This is a genomic window from Nonomuraea rosea (assembly GCF_039539705.1).
GTDB classification, from domain to species: Bacteria; Actinomycetota; Actinomycetes; order Streptosporangiales; family Streptosporangiaceae; genus Nonomuraea; species Nonomuraea rosea.
This window is the reverse complement of record NZ_BAABDQ010000031.1, coordinates 39,532-65,121: the sequence shown is the minus strand read 5'-3', so window position 1 is coordinate 65,121 and position 25,590 is coordinate 39,532. Positions and strand designations below refer to the sequence as shown.

Below are 25,590 nucleotides of genomic sequence, written 5' to 3'. Positions count from 1 at the left end.
GGATGCTGAGTCCATTCCACGAACCGAGGGGTGGACATGGCTGACCCACGCACCACCGCCGTACAGGTCAAGGCGCCGATCGGTCAGTTCGGCGGAGGCTTCATGATCTCCAGAGAGGCCAAGGCCGTCTGCGCGGAGTACGGCCTCGGCGCCCGTGAGTTCTACTTCAGAGGCCGCTGCGGGGTGCTCGGCGAGTGCGACGCCGACGTGGTCACCTCGGTCGCCGTCTTCTTCCCCGCGCAGCACGTCGAGGAGAGCTGGAACGGCGGCAGGAAGCTGCCCGCCGAGCGGGCCGTCGAGCTGTACGCCGAGGTGTGCCAGGCCTGGGGCAGGCGCAAGCTGGGCGGCTACGACGGCTGCGCCAGGCTCGCCGAGCTGCTCCAGCCGGTCGTCGAACAGGCGTCGCCGGTCGGCGCCCCGCTGTTCGCGGGCTGGCGGGCGGTCCCGCTGGCCGGCGATCCGCCCGCGCGGGCCGCCCAGCTCCTGCACGTCGTACGCGAGCTGCGCGGCGGGCTGCACGCCAACGCCGTGATCGCGGCCGGTCTGCACCCGCTGGAGGCCACGCTCGCGACCAGCCACGACGCGACCCCGTTCGGGACGGCGGACGGAGAGATGATCGCGAAGTTCTTCACCTGGCCCGAGCCCTACACCCAGCCCGAGCCCGGCGTCGTGGCCCGGCGGGCGGCCGTGGAAGAGGCGACGGACGATCTGATGACACCGGCATTTTCGGTCCTCAACGAGCACGAATCGGACGAGCTCATCGAGCTTCTGCGTTTTGGGCACGCTCTTTGACCTGGCAGACTGACTGCCCATGGACGTGGACATCTGGGCCTGGGTCGGCGAAACCCAGCAGCAGCTTTCCGAGGCGGGCAACGTCGGCCTCGCCATGGCGCTGGGAGACCTCCCTGCACAGGCTTACGAGGGCCGATACCCGCAGCTCGACGTCATGGCCCCGGCCATCGCACAGCAGGCCGAGACCCTGGAGCTGCCGTGGATCGAGTTCTACGCCCGCTACTGGCACCTGATCGGCCGCATCGGCGACCGGGCACAGGGCGCGGTCTCGATCGACGACGCCCGGCAGCTGCTGACGTTCGCCGAGCGCGAAGACGTCCGCGAGTGCCCGGCGACGCCGGCCGCCGTCGAGGCGCTGGCCATCGCGTGGGCCAACACCGACGGCCCCGGCTACGCGGGTGACCGCCTGGAGACGCTGGGCGCCCACATCGAGGGCATGAGCCCCGAGCGGCCGGCCTTCACCGGGCTCGTGACCCAATACGTCGCGGCGCTCATCGACGCGGGCAAGCCCGGCGAGGCCGTGACCTACGCCGAGTCCGCGATCGAGCGGCTGCGTACGGCGGGGCGCGAGGCGAGCTGGGAGCTGGGCGCGGAGAACGCCCGCGCGCTGCTGGCCGCCGACCGCGCCGCGGACGCGCTCGACGCGCTGCAGGCCGCGGCCGGGTTCCAGGCTGACGACCCGGTGGCCAAGGAGCACCGCGACGGCGTGCGCAGGGCCCTGATCCTGGCCACGCTCGGCCGCATCGCCGAGGCCGTGGACGCGCTGCCCGACCTCGACGTGGTCGGCGAGCACCCCCGGGTGTTCGTCGAGTGGTCCCGCGCGGTCAGCAAGCTGGCCGGCTCCTCCCAGATCACCAACACCTGGCAGCTCGGCCGGGTGCTGCGCCAGTGGATGGACTACTTCGGCATGATGGGCGGCTACCACGCCCGCGTCGAGCTCGCGCTGATCGCGGGCGACCTGGCCATCGGCAGGCAGGGCGTGTGGCAGGCCAGGCTGCTCGCCGACGTGGCCGAGTCCGGCGCCGCCGAGCTGCGCGAGAGCGGTGACGTGAGCGAGCGCGTCGTCGCCCTGCGCGCCGCCGCCGACGCCGCCGCCGAGCCCAAGGCGCCCGGCCCGCTGGAGGAGCGCGTGGGCCTCTTCGACGCCGCCGACGGCTTCAACGCCGACCCGGAGAAGTGGGTCGGCTGGCTGGCGCCGCTGTCCGGCCAGGACGTCGAGGCCACCCGCCGCCACACCACCACGCTCGGCTTCCTCGGCTACCCCGCGACCGGCGCGGACATCTACTGGAAGCTGCTGGTCGACTCGGGCGACATCGCCTCCGCCGACACCGACGACGTGGCCTACCTGACCACGCTGCTCATCGACGCCCGCCAGGACGAGCGGCTGGAGCAGATGGCCGCGCTGCTCCCGCACGACGCCCAGCACCTCGCGCTGGCCAGGCTCCACAGCGCCCGTGAGCGCTGGCAGGAGACGGCGGAGGCGGCCGAGCACGCCGTCGCCGCCGGGGCCGGGGTCGACGCCCGCCGCCTGCTGTCGGGCGCCGCCCAGCAGCTCGACCAGAACGCCAGGGCCGCCGAGGTGCTCCTGGAGGTGCTCGACGAGCTCACCGACGAGGACGTCTGGCGCATGGTCGTCATGGCCACCTCCGCCGAAGACTGGGACACCGTGCGCAAGGGCGCGGCCAAGATCGGCATGCCGATCAAGTCCAAGGAAGGCCCGATCGAGGAGGAGATGGGCCTGATCAGGCTCATCCTGCCCGCCCCCGACGGCGGCCAGCGCCAGGTCCTGTCGATCCGTACGGGCCCCGCGACCGCCAGGCTGGCCCTGCCGCAGCCACGCGGCATGGACTACAACGCCGGCGACCTGGTGGTGTTCGACCCGCAGCTGCTTGAGCCGGTCCCCGACGACCCCGAGGAGCAGCAGAACTTCGTGCCGCCGTTCGCGGCGGTGCGGATCCTCCGGCCCGGCGGCTACACCAGCTACTTCTTCGACGGCGCCGCGCCGAGCGAGTCGGACTGGGCGGAGTTCACCGAGGTCATGGCCGAGCGCGGCTGGCCGATGTGGGTCTACAGCGACGAAAACTACACCATCAGCCACCCGACCAGCGGTGAGCCGCTGCCCGGTGTGTTCGGCTGGGTCGCGGTGCCGCCGGACGTGTCGCCCTCCGAGGTCGACGCCCTGCTCGACGACGCCACCGAGCGGTGGGTGCATCCGCTGGCCTGGCTCGACCTGGCCCGCGAGATCGACGTCGAGGTCGAGCGGCACGAGCGGATCGTCAAGGAATACGGGCTCTGATCATGCTCGAACGCTTCGGCATCGAGGGCAAGGTGGCCATCGTCACCGGCGCGTCCTCGGGGCTGGGCGTGGCCTTCGCCCGCGGCTTCGCCGAGGCGGGCGCCGACGTCGTGATCGGCGCCCGGCGCGCGGACCGGCTGGCGGAGACGCGGCGGCTGGTCGAGGAGACCGGCCGCCGGTGCCTGGCCGTGCCCACCGACGTGGCGCGGCCGGAAGACTGCGACGCGCTCGTGGCCGCGGCCGTCGAGGCCATGGGCGGCGTCGACGTGCTGATCAACAACGCCGGCATCGGCACCGCCGTGCCCGCGCTGCGCGAGAGCCCGGCGGAGTTCCGCCAGGTCGTCGAGGTCAACCTGCACGGCACCTACTGGATGGCGCAGGCGTGCGCGCGGGTGATGCGGCCGGGCTCGTCGATCGTCAACGTCGGCAGCGTGCTCGGCGCGACCACGGCGGGGCTGCCGCAGGCCGCCTACAGCGCGTCCAAGGCGGCGGTGACCGGGCTGACCCGCGATCTCGCCCAGCAGTGGACCGGGCGGCGCGGCATCAGGGTCAACTGCCTGGTGCCCGGGTTCTTCCGGTCGGAGATGACCGAGCAGTACAAACCCGGCTATGTGGATCAGGTCGTGGAGTCCAGGGTGGTGATGAAGCGGCCGGGCGATCCGATGGAGCTGGTGGCCGCGGCCGTGTTCCTGGCCGGGGACGCGGCCTCGTACATCACCGGGGTGACGCTTCCGGTGGACGGCGGGGTCCTGCTCACCTGAGCAGCCGGCATCACTTGAGCAGGTCGTGCTGGGCGGCGAGGAAGCCCGCGTGGAAGCGGGTCCTGGCGCCCAGGCGCTCGCACAGGACCTGCACCCGGCGCTGCACCGTGCGCGGGCTGAGGCCGAGCTGCCTGGCGATGGCGTCGTCCTTCATGCCGGCCGCGAGCAGGGCCAGCACCTCCGTGTCGGGGGTCTGCGGCCACACCTCGGGCTCCAGGGTGTCCTCGGCCGTCAGGTGGAGCGGCACGGCCGCCCGCCACAGCGTCTCGAACAGGCCCACCAGCGCGTCGAGCAGCGCGGACGGATGCACCACGAGGGCGCTCTCCACGGCTTTGTCGTCGTCGGAGACCAGGGGCAGGATGGCGGTGCGGGCGTCGGCCACGGCCAGCTTGACCGGCACCTGGCCGAGCCTGGCCTGCTCGCCGTCCGCGATGGCGCGGCGGGTGTGGGTCAGCATGCCGGGATGCTCGAACGCCAGCGGGCTGTAGATCCCGCGGGTGGGCGCTCCCTGGCGGGCCGCCCGCTGACGATTCTCGTGATCGTCGCTGACGTCCACCGCGTACGGCGGATGCACCAGTACGAGCATCTCCTGGGTGGCGTTGCGTTCGAGCTGGAGATAGCGGCGGGCCACGGCGTCGCGCCCGGTCACCACCTCCAGCACCTCCTCGGGATGCGGCCCGCTGCGTTCTGCGACCTCGGTGGCCAGCAGCGCGGCGGCGGCCCTGCTGTGCGTGATCTCCTCCTGGCGGCGCGCGACGAGGATGTCGATGGCGACGTTCGGCGGCGTGGCGACCAGCCGCAGGGGCCGGCCGGCGACCCGGGAGATCAGCCCGAGATCCTCCAGCCGGGGCAGCATGCGCCGGATGGGGGCGGCCGACGAGCCGGTCTCGGTGGCCAGCTCGTTGAGCGTCGCGGGCCCGTGCCTGAGCAGCGCGCGGTAGGCCGTCTCCTCGGCGACGGTGACACCGAGACCCTCGAGCAAGCGCCGCTGCGCCATGTCACCTCTTCCCTGACGTGCCATGATCCTGGATCAGCGTATGGCGGCCCGTGTCCAGCGGTCCACCACGGGTGCGAGGACGGTATCCGCGGCTCTTGTTCGGAGGTGCGTGGCGCTCTATGGTCGTTGCGTAGTCCGGTACGTGTTGCGTATCAGGGAACAACCGGAGGCGTCATGAGTCGGCCCCGTCTGGTGATCATTGGAGCGGGGATCGTGGGCTGCGCGCTCGCCGACGAGCTCACCGAGCGCGGGTGGACCGACGTCACCGTGGTCGATCAGGGACCGCTCTTCGCCGCGGGAGGATCCAGCTCACACGCCCCCGGCCTGGTCTTCGAGACGAACCCGTCCAAGACGATGACCGAGTTCGCCGCCTACACCGTGCGGAAGTACCGAGAGCTCGGCGAGCACTGCTTCAGGCAGGTCGGCGGCCTGGAGGTGGCCACCACGCCGGAGCGCTGGACCGACCTGCACCGCAAGCAGGGCTGGGCCGAGTCGTGGGGCGTCGAAGGACGGCTGGTCGATACGGAACGCTGCGCCGAGCTGTGGCCGCTGCTCGACAAGGACAAGGTGCTCGGCGGGTTCCACGTGCCCGGCGACGGGCTGGCCGCCGCGGTCGCCTGCGGCCAGGCGCAGGCGGAGCGGGCCGTCGAACGCGGGGCCAGGTTCCTGGCGCGGCACACGGTGGTGGGCATCGAGGAGCAGGGCGGGCGGGTCACCGGCGTCGCGGTGCTGACCTCGGGCCAGTACCGGACGATCCCGGCCGACGTGGTGGTGTGCGCGGCGGGCTTCTGGGGCCCCGCGATCGGCAGGCTCGCCGGGCTGACGGTGCCGCTGCTGCCGCTGGCCCACCAGTACGCCAAGTCGGGCCCCCTGGCGCCCCAGCCGGACGGCCCCATACTCCGCCACCAGGACCGCGACCTCTACTTCAGGCAGCACGGCGACCGCATCGGCATCGGCTCGTACGCGCACAGGCCCATGCCCGTCACCCAGGAGGAGATCGGCCCCAAGGGCACCACGATGCCGTCGGTGCAGGCGTTCACCGAGGAGGACTTCGACCCGGCCTGGCGGGACGCGGTCGAGCTGCTGCCCGCTCTGGCCGAGTCCAAGTACGAGGACGGGATCAACGGGATCTTCTCCTTCACACCCGACGGGTTCCCGCTGATCGGCGAGGCGCCGCACCTGGACGGGTTCTGGCTGGCCGAGGCCGTCTGGGTGACGCACTCGGCCGGGGTCGCGCGGGCGCTGGCCGAGGTGCTGGTGGACGGGCGCTCCGGGTACGACCTGCACGAGTGCGAGCTCGGCCGGTTCGAGCCCGTGCAGCTCGCACCCGCCTTCGTCGAGGAGCGCGGCCGGCAGAACTTCGTCGAGGTCTACGACATCATCCACCCGCTGCAGCCGATGGAGTCGCCGCGGCCGTTGCGGACGAGCCCGTTCCACTCCCGGCAGAAGGAGCTGGGCGCGTTCTTCCTGGAGTCGGCGGGGTGGGAGCGGCCGCACTGGTTCGAGGCGAACGTGCTGCTGCTGGAGGAGCAGGTACGGCGCCGCAGGGCGGACGAGGCTCAGGGCCCGGAGGTCGAGGAGTTCCTCGGCGCCGCCCAGCGGGACGAGTGGGCCGCCCGCTACTGGTCGCCCGTCGCCGCCGCCGAGTCCTGGGCGACCAGGGAGCGGGTGGCGCTCTACGACATGACCCCGCTCAAGCGGATCGAGGTCAGCGGGCCGGGCGCGGCGGCGTTCCTGCAGCGGATGACCACGAACAACGTGGACAAGAAGCCCGGCTCCGTCACCTACACGCTGCTGCTCGACATCAAGGGCGGCATCCGCTCCGACCTCACGGTGGCGCGGCTGGCGGAGGACCGGTTCCAGATCGGCGCGAACGGCAACCTGGACCTCGACTGGCTGACCCGGCACGCGCCGGGCGGCGTGCGGGTGAGCGACCTGACGCCGGGCACCTGCTGCGTGGGCGTGTGGGGGCCGCAGGCCAGGGAGCTGGTGCAGGGGCTCACCGACCTGGACCTGTCGCACGAAGGCTTCCGCTACTTCACCTGCAAATCCGGATATGTCGGGCAGGTGCCGGTGCTCGCGATGCGGGTCTCGTACGTGGGAGAGCTGGGCTGGGAGCTCTACACCACCGCCGACATGGGGCTCAAGCTGTGGGACACGCTCTGGTCCCCGGGGGTGACGACCGCGGGCGGGCGGGCCGCGTTCAACAGCCTGCGGCTGGAGAAGGGCTACCGGCTCTGGGGCGTGGACATGACGACCGAGCACAACCCGTACGAGGCGGGGCTGGCCTTCGCCGTCAAGGCGGACAAGGACTTCGTCGGCCGCGACGCCCTGCCGGCCTCGCCGGCCGACGTCGGCCGCAAGCTGGTGCCGCTGCTCAGCACCGAGGTGGTGCTGGGCAAGGAGCCGGTACGGCACGACGGCCGCACGGTCGGGTACGTCACCAGCGCCGCCTACGGCCACACCATCCGCCGCCCCATCGCGTACGCCTGGCTGCCGATCGAGCTCGCGACGCCCGGGACGAACGTCGATATTTCCTACTTCGGCCGCCGCGTGCCCGCGGAGGTCGCCGCCGAGCCGCTGTTCGACCCCGGGATGGAGAAGATCAGGCGTTGACCCACCCCGACTTCCTCTGGCGCAACCCCGACCCGAAGCCGTCCTACGACGTCGTCATCGTGGGCGGCGGCGGGCACGGGCTGGCCACCGCCTACTACCTGGCCAAGAACCACGGCCTGCGCAACGTCGCCGTCCTGGAGCGGGGCTGGCTGGCCGGCGGCAACATGGCACGCAACACCACGATCATCCGCTCCAACTACCTGTGGGACGAGAGCGCCGCGATCTACGAGCATTCGCTGAGACTGTGGGAGGGGCTCAGCGAAGAGCTGGACTACGACCTGCAGTTCAGCCAGCGCGGCGTGCTCAACCTGGCCCACAACCTGGGCGACGTGCGCGAGGGCCGCAGGCGGGTCAACGCGAACCGGCTCAACGGCGTGGACGCGGAATGGCTCGACGCGGACGAGGTCAAGAAGCTCTGCCCGGTCATCAACGTCTCCGACCGGGCCCGGTACCCGGTCATGGGCGCCACCCTGCAGCGGCGCGGCGGCATCGCCAAGCACGACCACGTGGCGTGGGCCCTGGCCCGAGGGGCGGACGCGTACGGCGTCGATCTCATCCAGGGCTGCGAGGTCACCGGGTTCGAGCTCACGGGCGGGCGGGTGACGGCCGTGGAGACCTCGCTGGGCCGGATCGCGGCGGGCAAGGTGGCGCTGGCCGCGGCCGGGCACACGTCGGTGCTGGCCGAGCGGGCCGGGCTCCGGCTGCCGCTGCAGTCGCACCCGCTCCAGGCCCTGGTGTCGGAGCTGCTGGAGCCGGTGCTCGACTGCGTGGTCATGTCGAACGCCGTCCACGTGTACGTGAGCCAGGCGCACAAGGGGGAGCTGGTCATGGGGGCGGGCATCGACGCGTACAACTCCTACGGGCAGCGCGGCGGCGTCCACGTCATCGAGGCGCAGATGGCGGCGGCGCTGGAGCTGTTCCCGATCTTCAGCCGGGTCCGCGTGCTGCGCACCTGGGCCGGCATCGTGGACGTCTGCCCCGACGCGTCGCCCATCATCGGCACCACGCCGGTCGGGAACCTCTACATCAACGCGGGCTGGGGGACCGGCGGCTTCAAGGCGACGCCGGGCTCCGGCTGGGTGTACGCCCACACGATCGCCGAAGGGACGCCGCATCCGCTGGCGGAGCCGTTCGCGCTGGACAGGTTCACCACGGGGGCGCTCATCGACGAGCACGGCGCGGCGGCGGTGGCGCACTGATGCTGCTGATCCCGTGCGCGCACTGCGGGCCCCGCGACGAGAACGAGTTCCACTACGGCGGCCAGGCCGGGATCGCCTATCCCGCCGCCCCCGCGGACCTCTCCGACGAGGAGTGGGCCGGGTACGTCTTCCTGCGCGACAACCCCAAGGGCTGGTTCCGCGAGCGCTGGTTCCACGTGCACGGCTGCCGGACCTGGTTCTCCGTCGAGCGGCACACCGTCACCCACGAGATCAGGCCCATGAGATCGGAAGGGGCCTTATGAGGTTCACGTTCGACGGCCGTCCGCTCCAGGGCGAGCCGGGTGACACGCTGGCCGCCGCGCTGCTGCGCAACGGCGTGCGGGTGGTGGGCCGCAGCGTCGAGCTCGGGCGCCCGCGCGGCGTCTTCACCGCGGGCCCCGAGGAGCCGAACGCGCTGGTGCGCGTGGGCGCGGACCCGATGCTGGCGGCCACCACCGTGGAGCTGTACGACGGGCTGGAGGCGTGGAGCCTGCGGGGCAAGGGCCGGGTGGATCCCGAGGCGGCCGACGACCGGCGCTGCGACAAGGGCTACCTGCACTGCGACGTGCTGGTGATCGGCGGCGGCCCCGCCGGGCTGGCCGCCACGGTCGCGGCCGGGCGGTCGGGGGCGCGGGTGATCCTCGTGGACGACCAGCCCGCGCTGGGCGGCGACCTGCTGAACAGCAAGATTCTGCTGGACGGCGCGCCCGCGCTGGAGTGGGTGCGGTCGCTGGAACTGCCCGCGCGGGTGCTCACCAGGACCACGGCGACCGGCTACTACGACCACGACTACGTGGTGGCGGTGGAGCGCCGGGCCGGGGGCGAGCGGCTGTGGCACATCAGGGCGGGCCGGGTGGTGCTGGCGACGGGGGCGCACGAGCGCTCGCTCGCCTTCCCCGGCAACGACCGGCCCGGCGTCATGCTGGCCTCGGCCGCGCGGGCCTACGCCAACCGGTACGGCGTGCGGCCGGGGCGGCGGGCGGTGGTGTTCGCGTGCGCGGACTCGGGCTACGAGGCGGCGGCGGAGCTCGCGGCGGCGGGGGTGTCCGTGGCCGCCGTCGTGGACCCGCGCCCCGAGGGGCTTACGGCTGGCGACGCCGAGGTGCTGGCCGGTCAGGTGGTGACCGGGACCGTGGGCGACGCGGACGGGGTGCTCACCGGGGTGCTGGTCGGCGACCGGCTCATCGAGGCCGACCTGCTGGCCGTCGCGGGCGGCTGGAACCCGGCGGTGGAGCTGTTCAGCCAGTCGCAGGGGCGGGTGCGGTTCGACGCGGAGCTGAGCGCGTTCGTGCCGGGCACGTCGGCGCAGAACGAGCGGTCGGCAGGGGCTTGCCGCGGCCTGTACGGCACCCGCGAGGCCATCGCGGACGGCTACGCCGCCGGCGCGGCGGCGGCCTCCGCCCGGCCGGACGGCTCGCCGGAGCATGCCGTCGCGGACGGGCCGGACGGGCCGGACGGGGCGCGGATGCCGGACACCGGACCGGACGAGGTGCGGATGCCGGACACCGGACCGGACGAGGTGCGGGTGCCGGACAGCGGACCGGACGGGTTGCGGGTGCCGGATTGCGATGAACGTCCGCAGCGGCCGCCTGCCGCACTCTGGCTCGTCGAAGGCCCCGGCACGGGGGAGCCGGCGTTCGCGGACCTGCACCGGGACGTGACCGTGGCCGACCTGGCCAGGGCGACGGGGACCGGGATGCGCTCGGTGGAGCACGTCAAGCGCTACACCACCGCGGGCACCGGGGCCGACCAGGGCAAGACCTCGGGCGCGGTCGTCGTGGGCGTCATGTCCACCTTGCTCGGCGCCGGGCCCGGCCGGATCGGCACCACGACGTTCCGGCCGCCGTACGTGCCGGTGTCGTTCGCCACGCTGGCGGGACGCGACCGCGGCGCGCTGTCCGACCCGGTCAGGACCACCGCCATGCACGACGCCCACGTGGCGCGCGGGGCCGTGTTCGAGGACGTCGGCCAGTGGAAGCGGCCCTGGTACTTCCCCGTGGACGGCGAGCCCATGGAGGCCGCCGTGCTGCGCGAGTGCCGGGCGGCGCGCACCGCCGTCGCGGCCATGGACGCCTCCACGCTCGGCAAGGTCGACATCCGGGGCGCGGACGCGGGCGGGTTCCTGGACCGGATCTACACGAACATGTACTCCACCCTGGCCGTCGGCGCCTGCCGCTACGGCCTGATGTGCACGGCGGACGGGATGGTGTTCGACGACGGCACCACGACCAGGCTCGCCGACGACCACTTCCTGATGACCACGACCACGGGCAACGCCGCCGCGGTGCTCGACTGGCTGGAGGAGTGGCGGCAGACGGAGTGGCCGGAGCTGGACGTGTCGTTCACGTCGGTCACCGACCACTGGGCGACGGTCGCCGTCGCCGGGCCGCGCGCGCGGGAGGTCATCGCCGTCGTCGCGCCGGAGGCGGTGGATCTGGCGTTCATGCGGTACGCGGCCACGGACGTGCTCGGCGTCGAGGGCCGGGTGTTCAGGATCAGCTTCTCGGGCGAGCTGGCCTACGAGGTGAACGTGCCGTGGCGGTACGGCAGGGCGCTGTGGGAGACGGTCCTGGGCCTCGGCGCGGTGCCGTACGGGACCGAGACCATGCACGTGCTGCGCGCCGAGAAGGGGTTCGCGATCGTCGGCCAGGAGACGGACGGGACGGTCACCCCGCAGGACCTCGGCATGGCGTGGATCGTCTCCAAGCGCAAGCCGGACTTCGTCGGCAAGCGCTCCCATGCCCGCCAGGACACCGCCAGAGCGGATCGCAAGCGCCTGATCGGCCTGCTGGCCGACGACCCGGCCGCGTTCGTCGAGGAAGGGGCCCAGCTGGTCGCGTCGTCCGACGGGGCGTCCATGCTCGGCCACGTGACCAGCAGCTACGTCAGCGCCGCGCTCGGCCGCCCGTTCAGCCTCGCCCTGGCCAGGAACGTCGCGCCCGGCGACCGGCTGACGGCGGTGGCAGGAGGCGCCAGGCATGCCGTGACCGTCGTGGACCCCGTCCTCTACGACCCTGACAACGCCCGCCGCGACGGCGACCCCCTGACGGCCGCGCCCGAGCCGTATCGGGGCGACTGCCGGGCGGAGAGCCCCGCCGCCGCCTTCGCCGCCCGCTTCGAGGCCGTGAGCAGCCCGGACGCGCGCCTGCGGGAGGTGCCGTTCGTGCCCATGTGGGAGGTCCGGGGCACGGATCCGGGCGCGGGCCTGCGGCTGGGCCCGGACTGGTGGCTCGTGGCCGGTCACCAGGATCCCGGGCCCGGCTGGGTGGACGTGTCGGGGCAGCGGACGATCCTGGAGCTCTCCGGCTCCTCCGCCCTCGACGTCCTGATCACCGGCTGTCCCATCGACCTGCACCCGTCGGTCTTCCCCGGTCACGCCCAGACGCTGCTGGGCAGGACCGCGGTGCTGCTGGAGCGGCGGGACGGCGACGCCTACCGGATCTACGTCAGGTCTTCGTTCACGAAATACCTGGCAGAGTGGCTGATCGACGCGATCAAGGCGTTATAAGACCATTTATGGGCACTTACTAGACCTAAACTTTGCTTGGCAATCGAGGCCTGGGAGTACACGTGCGCGTTCGGGCGTTCATGGCCGGTCTGGCCACCATGGCGATGCTGGCCGGTTGCGGAGGGCTCGAAGCGCAGTCGTCGGGCCCCAAGACCTCAAAAGCGGACTCGGCCTCGGTGTCGGACGCCCGCAAGAAGCTGGCCAAGCTCTCCGTCAAGGGCCGTGCCCCCAAGACCGGCTTCGACCGCGACGAGTTCGGTTCCGCTTGGTCGGATGTGGACCACAACGGCTGCGACACCCGCAACGACATACTCAAGCGCGATCTGGACAACGAGAAGTTCAAGTCGGGCACCCATGACTGCATCGTGCTGAGCGGCACGCTCAAGGACCCGTACAGCGGCAAGACGATCGACTTCAAGCGCGGCCAGGACACCAGCACGGCCGTCCAGATCGATCACCTGATCCCGCTGTCGGACGCCTGGCAGAAGGGCGCGCAGCAGTGGTCGGCGACCAAGCGCAAGGAGTTCGCCAACGACCCGCTGAACCTGATGGCCGTGGACGGCCCGCTGAACGGCCAGAAGAGCGACTCCGACGCCGCCACCTGGCTCCCGCCGCGCAAGGCGTACAGGTGCACGTACATCGCCCGCCAGATCGACGTGAAGGCGAAGTACGAGGTGTGGGTGACCTCGGCCGAGAAGGACGCGATGAAGACCATTCTCGACGGTTGCTGATCTCTGTACGGCCGGTCACGACGTCCGTAAGATCCGGATCATGACAAGGGGTTTGCAAGTGCTCGCGGCGGCCATGCTTGCCGTGGCCGCCACCATGGTTCCGGCCACGGCACAGGCGGCGACGAGCCTGGTCGTCCTCGACTGGAACGTCCATGGTGACGGTGCCGACATGAAGGCCATCGCCGCGGTGATCCGCGGCAGCGGCGCGAACATCGTCACGGTTCAGGAGATCCATCGCAGGCCGGACGCCGACCAGGTCGCGCAACTGGCCGCTGAGCTCGGCTGGGACCTCACCGCCAACGCCCACTTCGGCGTGGGCGACGACGTGGGCCCGTGCGACGACCCGCAGCCCGGCAAGGCGGGCAACGCGATCCTGTCCAAGTTCAGGATCGTCGAGCGGGTGACGATCCCGCTCTCCGACTTCGCCACCTGCCCCGTCAACCGCTCGATGGCCGGCGTCAAGCTCGACCTGGGCGGCGGCTCGGCGGTCACGGTGTTCAGCACGCACCTGTCGCCCGGGCTGTCGGCGACCTCGGTGGCCCGCCGCGAGGCGCAGGCCGACAAGGTGCGCGCCTACTTCGGATCGAGGACCGGGCTGATCCTCACCGGCGACTTCAACGCCCCGCCCACGGACGCGCTGTCGAAGCAGTTCGTGAGCGCGGGCTGGGCCGACACCGGCGCCAAGTACGCGAACATGCCCACGCTCGGCAACGCCCGCATCGACTACGTCTACACCAAGGGCATCACCACGACGAGCGGCTCCGTGCTCTCGACCACCGCCTCCGACCACCGCCCGATCGTCATGCGCATGACCCGCTGAACCCCGTCCAGACATGAGGACGCCGGCCCGCCGTGTGGCGGGCCGGCGTCTTTCGCGTGATGGGTCAGTCGTCGCTGCCGTCGTCGTCGTTGTCGGCCTGCTCCGTCTCGTGCTTGGTGACCTTGCCGGTGGCCGCGTCCACGTCCACTTCGTGGCGCTCCGCGCCCTTGACGAGCTCGAGCTCCCACGTGTCCGCCTGCTTGCCGCGGCTGTCGTGGTCGAGCTCGTCGACCCAGGCGCCCGGCACCTGCTTCTGCGCGGTCTGGATGGCCTGCTCGGCCGTGACCTTGGGGGCGGGGGCGGCCGAGGAGGAAGTGGCGGCAAAGGCGGCGCCACCGCCCGCGACCAGCGCGACGACCCCGGCACCGACGACGATGAACTTCTTCGTGATCTGCATGACTCCACGAAACCGCGATCTTCGATAACCGCGCGCTAAGCCGCGGTTAACAGCAGCACCATGGCACAGCCGGCCGCCATATCGCTTTTCCATAACACCGTGCTATGGGGCCCAATAAGGTCAGCGGCTGTCTTGGCTGATCAGGGTGATTTCGGCGGCGCCGGAGCGCCGAATTCGGGAAACGGCGCCGTGGTCATTCGCTGGAACGGTACAAGAAAGCATCTCAGCAGTTGAAGCCCGCCGTCCCCGCAGCCGGCCGAGCTCTGTCCCTGGTCGCGCACGGAGTGTCACGCACGCGAAACCTCCTTGTCGTGATCGTTGCCAGCTGCTTTCCTTCGAATTTGTACTCGGAAAGTCGGCCATTTTAGCTTTCTGTCCCTCCACGGGGGAGGTTCGAGCAATGCCCGCCAAGAGTCGATTCAGACGTGCCCGAATTAGGGTGCTGTTACTGGTCTCCACGTTAGCGGCGTCGTTCCTGGCGCCCATCGACGTGGCCGCCGCCCAAGCCGATCCACCGGTCCCGAAGGTCACGCAGGGCGGCGCGCCCGCGGCCCGGCCGATGCCCGCGGGGGTCCGCCCGGACGCGGCGCTCAGCCCCGATAAACGTCCGCCGGTGGTGCCGCCGGGCACCAAGGCCGAGGGCAAGCCGGCCAAGGTCGCGGACCGGCAATGGTCGCCGCTGGCCAGGCAGGCCGCCGCGGCCACCGCCGCCGCCATCGGCTCCACCGGCCGCCCGGCCGCCGCGCCCGCCGCCGTCGAGGACGGGTTCAGCGCGCTGTCGCTGCGGCCCGGGTTCGTGCTCGGCGACACCTCGCTGGTGCTGTACTTCGGCGCGGGCCAGGTGGATCCGTCGTGGTCGGGCGCCAGGGTGCGGCTGTACGAGAAGGACTCGCCCACCGAGCAGGCGTCGGTGCTCGTGCCCCGGGCCGAGCTCGACAAGACCACGCTGACCTGCGGCGGCGCGGGGGACTACTGCCGCTCCTTCGGCACCGCGGACGGCTGGGTGCTGGAGACGGGCAAGGAGTACTTCGTCACCGCCGCGGCGGTCTACGACGACAGGGAGGTCGCGTCCGGGCCCTCGGACCTGGCCGCGCCGCGGGAGACGATCGACCCGCCGCCGGTGCCCGATGAGCAGGCGGCCGGGTGCGGGTGCGGCAACGCGCTGGCGCTGACGTCGGCCGGGCAGGCTCAGCGGGCGCTCGGGGTCAACACCGGCACCGGCGCGTACGTGCGTACCGAGCAGGACTTCGCGATGACCTCGTTCGGGCCGCAGTTCGTCACCGCGCGGACGTACTCGTCCATGAACCGGGGGCCGAGCCCGCTGGGGCCGGGGTGGGCGTGGTCGTACGACATGCGGGTCAGCGAGCAGGACGGCGTCGCGACCGTGCGGGCCGAGGACGGCGCGCAGGCCAGGTACACCGCGCAGGACGGCGGCGCGTACCAGCGCCCGCCCGGCGTGCGCAGCACGCTGCGCAAGACCGACGGCGGCTGGGTGCTCGCCACGCCCAGGCAGGTGCGCTACGTCTTCGACGCGCAGGGCCGGCTGACCGCCGTCCGCAACGCCCGCGACGTCGGCGTCACGCTCGCCTACGAGAGCCCCGGCGTCAAGATCACCGACGCCTCGGGCCGGATCGTCAGGGTGCGCGTCGAAGGCGGCCTGATCCGCGAGATCAGCCTGCCCGACGGCCGCAACGTGAACTACTTCTACACCGGCGGCCTGCTGACGTCCGCGCTGGACGCACGCGGCTTCCCGTGGAAGTACGCCTACCACGCCAACGGGCTGCTGGCCCAGGTGATCGACCCGCACCGGGTGGCGGCCATCTTCAACACCTACGCCGCCGACGGCCGGATGGCCGCGCAGAAGGACGGTCTCGGAAAGCAGACCACGTTCGCGTGGGACGCCGCCAAGCAGGAGGCCACCACCACCGACCCCGACGGCGTGGTCATCTGGGACGGTTACCGCGGCAACACCCTGGTCTACTCCCAGCGCGGCACCGGCGACTCCGACAACCACCGCTACGACCGTGCGCTCAACAGGGACCTGGTGGTCAACGGCAACCAGCACCAGCACGAGGCCACGTTCGACGCCAACGGCAACCGGATCGAGGCCAGGGCGCCGCGGCCGCTGGGGTACTCGGAGAAGGTCGCGTTCGACGCGAACAACAACCCGACCGAGCACACCGACGCCAACGGCCAGGTGTGGAAGGACACCTACAACGAGTTCAACGAGCTCGTACGCAGCGTGGACCCCGAGAACCACGACGTCACCTACGAGTACGACGCCCGCGGCCTGCTGATCGCGACCAAGGACCAGCGCGGCAAGGTCACCCGCTTCGAGCACTTCCCGCCGGGCGGCCTGAACGCCGGCCTGCTCAAGGCGACGGTGTCCCCGCTCGGACGGCGGGCCGAGTCGGTGTACGACCTCACGGGCCGCGAGATCGCCACGATCGACCCGCGCGGCACCGTGCAGGGCGGCAACCGCGCCGCCTACACGACCAGGTACGGCTACGACGCCCAGGACCGGCTGCTCAGCACGCTGGAGCCGGGCAAGTTCGGGGCCTGGCGCAGCGGCTACGACGAGACCGGCCGGCTCATCCGCAAGCAGACGCCCACCGGCCAGACGACGACCTACGCCTACTTCGCCAACGGCCTGCTGAAGACGGTCGACGACGAGCGGCGTACCAGCGCCTACACCTACACGGAGGCGGGCCGCCAGGCGACCTCGCAGGAGCTGCTGCGGACCCGCGCGCCGATCGTCACCTCCTACGCCTATGACGGCAAGGGCCTGCTCAAGAGCGTCGTCTCGCCGCTCGGCAACGAGCCGGGCGCGAACAAGGCCGACTACACCACCACCTACTTCTACGACGCGAACGACAACCTGGTCCGCGTGCGGCACCCGTACCCGGGCGGCGGGCACGTCGATCGCGACGTCAAGGTGGACCCGCTCGACCGCACCACCGCCAAGACGGACGAGCTCGGCAAGCAGTCCTCGTTCACGCACGACGCCGCGGGCCGGCTCAGGGCCACCACGGACAACCTCGGCAGGGAGACGCGCGCGGCCTACGACAAGGCCGGCCGCCAGACCGAGATCACCGACTCGGGCGGCAAGACCACCAAGACCGAGTACGACGAGGCCGGCAACCGGATCAAGGAGACCAGCGCCACCGGCGGCATCACCACCTGGGCCTACGACGACGACGGCCTGCTGAGCAAGGTCACCGACCCGCGCGGCAACGCCGAGGGCGCGGACCCCGACAAGTTCACCACCCGCTACGAGTACGACCAGGCCGGGAACCAGGTCAAGTCGATCGACCCGCTGGGCAGCACCACGAAGATCACCTACGACGTGAGCAACCGGGTCTCGGCCGTCACCGATCCGCTCGGCCGGACCACCCACCAGTCGTTCCGCGAGGACGACCTGCTGGCGACGGTGCACACGCCGGACACTCCGTACAACCCGCTCGATCCCACCGCCCGCTCCACCGTCTACAACTACGCGGCGGACGGGATGCTGGAGTCGGTCCGCGACCCGATGGGCCGCCACACGCGGATGGCGTACGACGACGCGGGACGCCTGGTCACCAGGTCCGACCCGCTGGCCCGCCGGGTGGAGATCGCCTATGACGCGGAGAGCAACCCGCTGACGGCGATCGCGATCAACGGCCCCGAGTGGCTGACGCCGGAGGAGCGCGCCAAGCGCACGGTCACCAGCGCGTACGACATCCTCAGCCGGCGCACCAGGACCACGCTCGGCTCGCAGGGCCCGGTCTACACCTTCGCCTACGACGCCAAGGACCGCACCACCGCCTACGGCGACCCGACCGGCGTGCGCGAGGTGAAGTACGACGACGAGGACCAGATCGAGAACGTCGTCCGCAAGACGGCCGGGCAGGCGGAGGAGAAGTTCACCTACGGCTACGACGAGCGCGGCAACATCACCTCACGCGTCTACCCCGACGGCACGAAGGTCGGCATCGGCTACGACGACGACAGCCGGGTCACCTCGCACACCGTGGGGGAGACCGAATGGCGGTTCGGCTACGACCCGGCGGGCCGGCGTACGAGCACCACGCTGCCGACGGGCGGGCTGACCGAGAAGCGCGCGTACGACGAGGCGGGCCGGCTGACCGGCGTGCGCACCGCGGCCGGTGACGCGGCCCCGGTGTCGGCGTACGACCTGACGCTGGACCGGGTCGGCAACCCGACCAAGGTCGTCACCACCAGGGGCGAGCGCACCGAGTCGGTCGCCTACGACTACGACGACGTCAACCGGGTGACCTCGGCCTGCTACTCGGCCACGAGCTGCGCGTACGGCAGCGAGATGACCGGGCGCATCGACTACAGCTACGACCTGATGGGCAACCGCCTCAGCCAGAAGCGGACCGGCACGGCGGGCAACGACCTCACCACCTACCTCTACGACGCCGCCGACCAGCTCCAGCGCGAGACCGTGGTCAAGCCGGGCGGTCTCACCTCGAAGGACTTCGCCTACGACGTCAACGGCAACCAGATCCGCGCCGGGGCGGACAGGTTCACCTACAACCTCGACAGCAGCCTCGCCACGGCGAACGTGAACGGCAAGGCCACGTCCTTCACCTACGACGCCACCGGGCTGCGGCTGAGCGCCGCCGGCCCCGGCGGCACGCAGCGGTGGAGCTGGGACACCAACGGCACGCTGCCGCAGATCGCCCTCGACACGGCCACCGACGCCTCCGGCGCCACGCTGGACAAGCGGATCTTCGGCTACGGCCCCGACGACGAGCCGCTCGCCATGATCCTCGGCGACGGCGCGCACATCTACACGCACGACTGGCTCGGCGGCGTGGCCAACATGCTCTCACCGACCGGCCAGGTCGAGGCGGGCTACGACTACGACCCGTTCGGCAACCCGCGTACCGGCACCACGCTCACCGCGCCCGCCGGGAAGACCCCGCAGGCGGAGACGGGAGCGGAGGCGGCGCCGTCGAACCCGCTGCGCTTCACCGGCGCCTACCAGGACGACACCACCGGTGAGGGCAACTACTACCTGCGTGAACGCAACTACAACCCGGGCACGGGCCGGTTCACCAGCACCGACCCGATGCCCATCAGCGCGGGTGCGACCTCCGCCTACACCTACGCGGCCAACAACCCGCTCGTCTTCACCGACCCCACGGGCGAGATGCCCGACGCCGGGGCCACCGGCGGCGGCGAGACGGCACCGGGTCAGGAGGCCGAGCCGGGCCCGAGCCCCGAGGACGTGGCCAAGGCCCAGCAGATGCAGAACAAGAGCATCCTGGACGTGATCCTGGAGGCCGGCGGCCAGATCCTGATGGAGATCCTGGGCGTCAACGACATCATCAACTGCCTCCAGGGCGACCTCGGCGCCTGCATCTCCGCCGTCGTCGGCTCACTGCCGTGGGGCAAGATCTTCAAGGCGCCGAAGATCATCGGGGCCATCTGGAAGGCCGGCAAGGCGGTCATCGCCTTCTTCCAGGAGCTGAAGTGGGCCAAGGCCATCCTGCGCGGCGCGGAACGCGCGGCGGAGGCGGCCAAGGCGGCGGCCGCCAAGGCGGCCAAGGCAGCCGCGGAGAAGGCGGCGGCGGCCAAGGCGGCGGCCGAGGCCCAGGCCAAGAAGCTGGCGGCGGAGGCGGCCGAGCGGGCGAAGGCCCTGGCGGCCAAGGCCAAGGCGAAGACCAAGACGCAGCAGCCGTCGGCCAAGCCGAAGGTCGAGGCGGGCGACGCCTGCCCCACCCGCAACAGCTTCGCCGCCGGCACCCTCGTCCTGATGGCGGACGGCACGTCCAGGCCGATCGAGGACGTACGGCTCGGCGAGGAGGTCGTCGCGACCGACCCGGAGACGGGGGAGACGGCCGCCAAGCCCGTCGTGCGGCAGATCCTCGGTGAGGGTGAGAAGCACCTCGTCAAGGTCTCCCTGGAGTCCGGCGGCCACCTGGTGGCCACGGATGGGCACCCGTTCTGGGTCGAGTCGGCGCACGCGTGGCTCGACGCCGGGGATCTCGCGCCCGGAATGTGGCTGCGCACCAGCGCGGGGACGTTCGTCCAGGTCAAGGCGATCCAGAAGTGGACCGCCCAGGAACGGGTGCACAACTTCACGATCGCCGACCTGCACACGTACTACGTGGTCGCCGAGGCGACGCCCGTCCTCGTCCACAACTGCGGATGGGGTGAGCTGCGCGCGTACCGGGCCCGTCAGGGGATGCCGTCCGCGGGCAGCGCGGACGACGTCTTCACCGCGGCCCGGCTTAAGATAGACGGCCAGGTCTTCTTCGGCAGGAACGCGCACGGCCGGAACATCGACATCCGCGTCAACGCGCAGACCAAGACCCACGCCGAGGCGGACGTCTTCCAGCAGGCGAAGAACGCTGGAGCGAAGGGCAAGGTGGCGGTCCTGCACGTCGATCGCGACTTCTGCCGATCGTGTGGCGCGACGGGCGGAGTCGGATCGCTGATGCGCGGGCTGGGCGTCGAGGAATTGCTCGTGCACACGCCCTCCGGGATCTTCACCATCAATGCGACACGAAGACCATCGATTCCCATACGGCTGGGGTAGGCGCGCTGTGATCAAGCTGGCTGGAGACGACAGGACCGGCTCGAAGACCGACGACTGGGAGGTGGACGATCCCGGCATGGAGCGCATCGCCGCATCGATCGGCCGCCTCGACGGCCTGCGGTTCACGGAGGTGTCCGTGACGGACGACGAGCCGTTCAGGTACGTCTCCGTCGCGGGCGGCCCGGAGCTCTTCCTGGTCACCGGCGAGTCGGCGGACGGCGCGATCCTGCAGCTCAGGGGGTCCGACGCCGGCGGCGGGCAGGTCAAACTGGTGTGCGGCGGGCAGCTCGGGGACTTCGAGCGGTCCGACCTCGTCACCGGGGACGCGGCCGTGGCCGCGGTCGCCGACTTCCTCGCCGGTTTCCCCGGCGGGCTCGGACCGGCCTGGTCCGCCGAATAGCACGTGACGGCCCGGGGAGCGGCGGCTCCCCGGGCCGTCGCCCGCTCAAGCCTGTTCGGGCCCAGCCGCCGGGGCGGTCAGGGTCACCTCCACGAGCGCGCCGCCGCCCGCCGGCCGGGAGACGGTCAGGCGGCCGCCGCACGACTCCGCGGTACGCCGGGCGATGTCGAGGCCGAGCCCGGTCGAGCCGCCCGCGCTGTTCCCCCGCTCCAGCAGCGCGGGCTCGAAGCCGGGCCCCGAGTCCTCGACCGCCAGCAGCGCCCCCTCGGAACGCGGCGCGAGCCGTACGGACATCGCCGCCCCTTCGGGAGTGTGCGCGAAGACGTTGCCGAGCAGCGCGTCCACGCAGGCGGCCAGCTCCTCGGCCCCCACCGCGACCGGCAGCGGCGCGGCCGGCAGGGAGATCGCCACCTCCCGCCCCTGGTCCTCGGCCAGCACCGACCAGAACCGGACCCGCTCGCGCACCACCGCCACCGCGTCGCACGACCCGCGGCCCGCCGAGCGCCGCCGGGCCTCGGTGATGACCGCGCTCACGGCCCGCTCAAGCGCGTCCACCCGGGTCTGCAGCCGTGCCGCCTCCTCGGGGTCCCGCAGCGACTCCGCGTCCAGCCTGAGGCCCGTCAGCGGCGTACGGAGCCGGTGTGAGAGGTCCGCCACCGACTCCCGCTCGGCCACCAGCAGGTCGTCGATCCGCCCGGCGAGCTGGTTGAGCGCCAGCGCCACCGAGCGCACCTCGGGAGGCCCGCCAGGCTCCGCCCGGGCGCTCAGATCCCCTCCGGCCAGCCGGTGCGAGACCCGCGCGAGCCCGTCCACCGGCCGCGTCACGGCCAGCGCCAGCCGGTCGGCCAGCACGATCCCCAGCACCACCAGGGCGAGCCCGAGCAGCAGCAGCGCCAGCCACGCCTCGCGCACGCCCCGCATCAGCTCCGCGTCCGGCACGAACACCCTGATCACGGCCGTGCCCTCCGGCGACTGCGCGGAGACGAGCACCTCCCTGCCGCCCGGGGCCGAGGCGGTGACGCTGCGGCCCGTCGCGGCCAGGCGTACCGCGTCGGAACGCGCGGCCGACACGCCCACCGAGCTCCCGCCGGGCAGGAACACCGTCACGGGCCGCGCCTGCTGCTCCACGGCCAGCTCCAGGTCGGGCGTGCCCACCGCGACCGCCACGGACTCGGCGGCGGCGGTGGCCCGGCTCATCGCGCCGTTCTCGGCCACGGCGCGGATCAGCAGCGCCATCGGCACCAGCAGCGCGATCAGGACGAGGGACGTCGTCGCCGCGACGAGCAACGCCAGCCACCGCCTCATGACGCGCCCCCCGCGCCCCCCGCGCCCCCCGCGTCGCCGGTCGCGCCGCTCATGACGGCTCGACCAGCTTGACGCCGACGCCGCGCACGGTGTGCAGGAACCGGGGCTCCGAGGCCGTCTCGCCCAGCTTCCTGCGCAGCCACGACAGGTGCACGTCCACGGTCTTGTCCGCGCCGCCGTACGGGAGCTGCCACACCTCGGTCAGCAGCTCCCGCTTGGTGACCACCTCGCCGGGCCGCGCCGCGAGATAGTGCAGCACGTCGAACTCGCGCGGCGTCAGATCCAGCGCCGCCCCGTCGAGCGTGGCCGTGCGCGCCCGCGGGTCCACTCTCAGCGTCCCGACCGCCAGCGGCTCGGGCGTGGATTCGCCCGCCCGCCGCAGCACGGCCCGCACCCGCGCGTCGAGCTGCGCCGCGCTGTACGGCTTGACCACGTAGTCGTCGGCCCCCGCGTCCAGCACCGGCACCATCTCGGCGTCGCCGTCGCGGGCGGTCGCCACGATGACCGGCACCCGGCTGACCGCGCGCAGCATCCGCAGCAGCTCCACCCCGTCGAGGTCGGGCAGCCCGAGATCGAGCACGATCAGGTCGGGCCGGTCCTGCACGGCCAGCCGCAGCCCGTCCAGCGCCGTCGGGGAGGAGGAGACGGCATGGCCGAGCTCCCGCAGCCCGCGGCTGAGCGCGGTGCGGATCGCCACGTCGTCCTCGATGAGCAGGATGTCAGCCATATCAAGAAACGTAGACGCTCCCTGGCCATGCCTTGAGCAGCCTTAGCGTCGCCTTAACCTGGCATTAGCCGTACAGGGGGGAAGCTGGGGGCGATGAAGAGACTCGTAGCCGCCTGGGCCGCCACCGCCGTCGCCGCCACCGGCACGGCCGTGGCGGTGCTCGGCCTCCTCGGAAACGGCCTCACCGGCACCAGCAGCCACGTGCTCAGCCAGGGCGAGGTGCGCTCGGCCCTGGCCACCGCCACCACGCGGGCGGCGGCCACGCCCGGTGCCGCGCCGTCGCAGGCGGCGCAGGGCAAGCTGATCCGCAGCGCGGGCGGGACGGTGATCGCCTCCTGCGACGGAGACCTGGTCACGCTGCGCTCGTGGAGCCCGGCCCAGGACTACTCAGTGGACGACGTCGAGCCGGGCCCCGCCGTCGAGGCCAAGGTCGAGTTCGAGCCGCACGAGGGCGACGAGCTCGAGCTCAAGATCACCTGCTCGGGCGGCCGGCCCGTCATGCGCACGGAGTCATAGCTCGGCGCTCAGCGCGGACTTGGTCAGCTCGGCCTGTTGCCGGATCTGCCCCATGATGATGGGGTTCACCCCCTTGGCCTGGAAGACCGCGACCATCCGGTCCATGACCGCGTTCGCCCGTCCCAGGTCGCCCTGCCGGGCTTCGGCCCTGGCCAGGCGGCGCATCACCAGGTTGAGGGTGATGTTGTCGAGGGTGGCGTCGTTGGCGACGTGGGTGAGCTGCTCGATGCCCTGTTTGGGGTCCGGCGGGCGTACGCGCAGCCGCTTGCCCGCCGTCAGCGCCTTGAACTCCCGCTCGGCGTTCAGCCCCTTGACCAGGCGGGCGTAGACGGCCAGCGGGTGCGTGCCGTACCTGTCGATCACCTCGTCCAGCGCCTGGTTCCCCGAGCGCAGCGCGGGGGAGTCGGAGCCCTGCAGCGAGAACAGCTTGCCCTGCTCCTCGCCCAGCATGAGCTCGGCCACCTGGTGGTCGTCGCGGCTGACCGGCAGACGCACCTTGACCAGGCAGGCGGGGGAGACGATGCGGGAGCCGTCGGCCGCGATGTACTGGGCGCGCACCTGGTATTCGCCGGGCTGCTGGAAGTAGTGGCCGTCGCGGCCGTGCCCGATGTACGCGCTGCGGTACATGGCCGGGTTGCCGGTGTCCAGGCGGATCTGCGGCGAGGAGTCCACGCAGTGCCGCATCATCGGCCGGTACAGCACGGTCCTGCCGCCCGGCTGCGTGATCGACACCTGGGTGAACTCCGTGTCCGGATGCAGGTGGCCGTGCGTCGTGCGGGGCTCGCCGGCGTACGACAGCTTGAACTCGATCACGACGGGCTCGCCCAGCTCGAACGACTCCTTGGCGCGTAGTTCGAGCCGCAGGCCCGACAGGTCCTCGACGGGCTGCTCGAAGGGTGCGATCTCGGCGGCCCCGGTGCCGAACGCGTTCGCGCCCATGGTCACCTCGCGGAAGAAGCCGTGCCGCAGGTGCACCAGCTCGGGGTCGGTGAAGTGGAACGGGAACGCCGCCCAGTAACCGGGCTCGCCGCCAGGGCGGTAGTTCTGTACGTAGTTCATCCACGACAGGTCGCCGAAGCCGCCGTCGGGGCCGAGGGGCTGGGGCGGGCTGGCGAGGTTCTTCTGCCAGGAGTGCAGCAGGTTGAAGGCGTGCCCGAGCTCGTGCACGTACGTGCGTAACTGCGCCCGGTGCGCCTGCGGCGTGTCGCCCCTGATCGCGTCGTAGAACACCGCGGACCCCTGCCGCTGGTGCGCGTCGTTGTAGTCGAACATGATCCCCCGGTAGCCGCCCACGTGCTTGCTGGCCACCAGCAGCCACAGCCGCCAGGCCGGCGCGTCGCCGAACGAGGCGAACTGCTGCGTCATCGCGTGGTGCAGCTCGGCGTCGTCCCACGCCAGGTCCGCGCCCGACCCGTCCACGGGGATCACCCCCGGCTCCGCGACGGTCAGCTCGATGCCCGCCTCCGCGTACGCCGAGCTCACGTTCAGCTCCCGCGCGGGAGCGCCGGCCGGCCCCGGCAGCGAGCCCGTCGCGTACGACACGAACGGCACGGTCCCCGTCACGGAGTCCTGCTCCAGCAGCACGCTGCGGAAGAACGGCGAGGCGAAGGCCACCCGATACGTCCGCCCCGCGACCTCCGCCGCGGCCGTCCCCTCGGAGACGGCGATGCTCACGTCCTTGTCCGCGGTCTCGAACGTGAAGCTCCCGCGCCCGCTGATCCGCGCCTCGCCGCCCTCGGCCCGCACGGAGGGGGCGTTGACCACGAACGAGCCCGCGTAGGAGGTCGTCGCGCCCGCCACGGTGAACAGGTCGCCGCTCACCCGCCCGGTGGGCCTGGCGCCGTCGACGTCGAGCCGGAGCGCCAGCCGCGAGTCGCCGTCCTGTCCCTGGTACAGCCCGCTGATCATGGGAGCTCCCTGGGGGAATCGCTGGGGTTATACCCGGGAACACTTCCCCCGCAGGAAGACCCTG

General features: G+C 71.9%; 17 protein-coding genes. 12 read left to right on the top strand and 5 right to left on the bottom strand.

Features of this window, described 5'->3' with window-relative positions:
- Positions 1-36 precede the first annotated feature (36 nt).
- The 3 genes from ABEA43_RS46925 to ABEA43_RS46915 are packed head-to-tail and all read left to right on the top strand — an operon-like array spanning position 37 to position 3,849.
- Positions 37-792, top strand: coding sequence for an SCO6745 family protein (locus ABEA43_RS46925; RefSeq protein WP_345572574.1), 756 nt, complete (start codon positions 37-39; stop codon positions 790-792).
- A gap of 19 nt (positions 793-811) precedes the next feature.
- Positions 812-3,088: a tetratricopeptide repeat protein gene (locus ABEA43_RS46920; protein WP_345572573.1), complete on the top strand. Its 2,277-nt coding sequence runs from the start codon at positions 812-814 to the stop codon at positions 3,086-3,088.
- Between the two features lie 2 nt (positions 3,089-3,090).
- Complete coding sequence (locus ABEA43_RS46915) at positions 3,091-3,849, top strand: SDR family NAD(P)-dependent oxidoreductase (RefSeq protein ID WP_345572572.1); 759 nt, start codon at positions 3,091-3,093, stop codon at positions 3,847-3,849.
- 10 nt (positions 3,850-3,859) lie between these two features.
- Here the strand turns inward: ABEA43_RS46915 and ABEA43_RS46910 are convergent, their stop codons facing one another.
- Positions 3,860-4,846, bottom strand: coding sequence for a helix-turn-helix domain-containing protein (locus ABEA43_RS46910; protein ID WP_345572571.1), 987 nt, complete (start codon positions 4,844-4,846; stop codon positions 3,860-3,862).
- Positions 4,847-5,020: 174 nt separating this feature from the next.
- Here ABEA43_RS46910 and ABEA43_RS46905 point away from each other — a divergent pair, with 174 nt between their 5' ends.
- From ABEA43_RS46905 to ABEA43_RS46880, 6 genes are all read left to right on the top strand, one after another.
- A complete protein-coding gene (locus ABEA43_RS46905; protein WP_345572570.1) occupies positions 5,021-7,462 on the top strand; it encodes a GcvT family protein in 2,442 nt (813 codons plus the stop codon).
- Entirely contained in the window at positions 7,459-8,661 is a 1,203-nt protein-coding gene (locus ABEA43_RS46900; protein ID WP_345572569.1) for a sarcosine oxidase subunit beta family protein, read from the top strand. Before ABEA43_RS46905 ends, ABEA43_RS46900 begins: the two co-directional genes overlap by 4 nt.
- Positions 8,661-8,924 (top strand): sarcosine oxidase subunit delta, encoded by a 264-nt coding sequence (locus ABEA43_RS46895; RefSeq protein ID WP_345572568.1) that lies wholly within the window; start codon positions 8,661-8,663, stop codon positions 8,922-8,924. The genes ABEA43_RS46900 and ABEA43_RS46895 overlap by 1 nt, the downstream gene beginning before the upstream one ends.
- Complete coding sequence (locus ABEA43_RS46890; RefSeq protein WP_345572567.1) at positions 8,921-12,169, top strand: 2Fe-2S iron-sulfur cluster-binding protein; 3,249 nt, start codon at positions 8,921-8,923, stop codon at positions 12,167-12,169. Before ABEA43_RS46895 ends, ABEA43_RS46890 begins: the two co-directional genes overlap by 4 nt.
- A 62-nt stretch (positions 12,170-12,231) precedes the next feature.
- Positions 12,232-12,900: an HNH endonuclease family protein gene (locus ABEA43_RS46885; RefSeq protein ID WP_345572566.1), complete on the top strand. Its 669-nt coding sequence runs from the start codon at positions 12,232-12,234 to the stop codon at positions 12,898-12,900.
- 40 nt (positions 12,901-12,940) lie between these two features.
- Positions 12,941-13,720: an endonuclease/exonuclease/phosphatase family protein gene (locus ABEA43_RS46880; protein WP_345572565.1), complete on the top strand. Its 780-nt coding sequence runs from the start codon at positions 12,941-12,943 to the stop codon at positions 13,718-13,720.
- Positions 13,721-13,784: 64 nt separating this feature from the next.
- Here ABEA43_RS46880 and ABEA43_RS46875 read toward each other — a convergent pair whose 3' ends face one another.
- Positions 13,785-14,117 (bottom strand): PepSY domain-containing protein, encoded by a 333-nt coding sequence (locus ABEA43_RS46875; RefSeq protein ID WP_345572564.1) that lies wholly within the window; start codon positions 14,115-14,117, stop codon positions 13,785-13,787.
- 439 nt (positions 14,118-14,556) lie between these two features.
- Between ABEA43_RS46875 and ABEA43_RS46870 the strand changes: the two genes are divergently transcribed.
- Both ABEA43_RS46870 and ABEA43_RS46865 read left to right on the top strand, forming a co-directional pair.
- Positions 14,557-20,670, top strand: coding sequence for a deaminase (locus ABEA43_RS46870; RefSeq protein WP_345572563.1), 6,114 nt, complete (start codon positions 14,557-14,559; stop codon positions 20,668-20,670).
- A gap of 7 nt (positions 20,671-20,677) precedes the next feature.
- Entirely contained in the window at positions 20,678-21,070 is a 393-nt protein-coding gene (locus tag ABEA43_RS46865; RefSeq protein ID WP_345572562.1) for a hypothetical protein, read from the top strand.
- A 45-nt stretch (positions 21,071-21,115) separates the two neighbouring features.
- Here the strand turns inward: ABEA43_RS46865 and ABEA43_RS46860 are convergent, their stop codons facing one another.
- Positions 21,116-22,375, bottom strand: a complete 1,260-nt coding sequence (locus ABEA43_RS46860; RefSeq protein ID WP_345572561.1) for a sensor histidine kinase — start codon at positions 22,373-22,375, stop codon at positions 21,116-21,118.
- Between the two features lie 49 nt (positions 22,376-22,424).
- Positions 22,425-23,102 (bottom strand): response regulator transcription factor, encoded by a 678-nt coding sequence (locus ABEA43_RS46855; RefSeq protein ID WP_345572560.1) that lies wholly within the window; start codon positions 23,100-23,102, stop codon positions 22,425-22,427.
- A 93-nt stretch (positions 23,103-23,195) separates the two neighbouring features.
- Here ABEA43_RS46855 and ABEA43_RS46850 point away from each other — a divergent pair, with 93 nt between their 5' ends.
- Positions 23,196-23,618, top strand: a complete 423-nt coding sequence (locus tag ABEA43_RS46850; RefSeq protein ID WP_345572559.1) for a hypothetical protein — start codon at positions 23,196-23,198, stop codon at positions 23,616-23,618.
- Here ABEA43_RS46850 and ABEA43_RS46845 read toward each other — a convergent pair.
- Positions 23,613-25,526, bottom strand: a complete 1,914-nt coding sequence (locus ABEA43_RS46845) for a zinc metalloprotease (RefSeq protein ID WP_345572558.1) — start codon at positions 25,524-25,526, stop codon at positions 23,613-23,615. The genes ABEA43_RS46850 and ABEA43_RS46845 overlap by 6 nt on opposite strands.
- Positions 25,527-25,590: the final 64 nt, after the last annotated feature.

Coding starts and splice junctions, on each gene's coding strand:
- ABEA43_RS46855 (WP_345572560.1), bottom strand. CDS start 23,102: ATGGCTGACATCCTGCTCATCGAGGACGACGTGGCGATCCGCACCGCG.
- ABEA43_RS46845 (WP_345572558.1), bottom strand. CDS start 25,526: ATGATCAGCGGGCTGTACCAGGGACAGGACGGCGACTCGCGGCTGGCG.
- ABEA43_RS46895 (WP_345572568.1), top strand. CDS start 8,661: ATGCTGCTGATCCCGTGCGCGCACTGCGGGCCCCGCGACGAGAACGAG.
- ABEA43_RS46905 (WP_345572570.1), top strand. CDS start 5,021: ATGAGTCGGCCCCGTCTGGTGATCATTGGAGCGGGGATCGTGGGCTGC.
- ABEA43_RS46860 (WP_345572561.1), bottom strand. CDS start 22,375: ATGAGGCGGTGGCTGGCGTTGCTCGTCGCGGCGACGACGTCCCTCGTC.
- ABEA43_RS46880 (WP_345572565.1), top strand. CDS start 12,941: ATGACAAGGGGTTTGCAAGTGCTCGCGGCGGCCATGCTTGCCGTGGCC.
- ABEA43_RS46915 (WP_345572572.1), top strand. CDS start 3,091: ATGCTCGAACGCTTCGGCATCGAGGGCAAGGTGGCCATCGTCACCGGC.
- ABEA43_RS46850 (WP_345572559.1), top strand. CDS start 23,196: ATGAAGAGACTCGTAGCCGCCTGGGCCGCCACCGCCGTCGCCGCCACC.
- ABEA43_RS46910 (WP_345572571.1), bottom strand. CDS start 4,846: ATGGCGCAGCGGCGCTTGCTCGAGGGTCTCGGTGTCACCGTCGCCGAG.
- ABEA43_RS46920 (WP_345572573.1), top strand. CDS start 812: ATGGACGTGGACATCTGGGCCTGGGTCGGCGAAACCCAGCAGCAGCTT.
- ABEA43_RS46925 (WP_345572574.1), top strand. CDS start 37: ATGGCTGACCCACGCACCACCGCCGTACAGGTCAAGGCGCCGATCGGT.
- ABEA43_RS46890 (WP_345572567.1), top strand. CDS start 8,921: ATGAGGTTCACGTTCGACGGCCGTCCGCTCCAGGGCGAGCCGGGTGAC.
- ABEA43_RS46875 (WP_345572564.1), bottom strand. CDS start 14,117: ATGCAGATCACGAAGAAGTTCATCGTCGTCGGTGCCGGGGTCGTCGCG.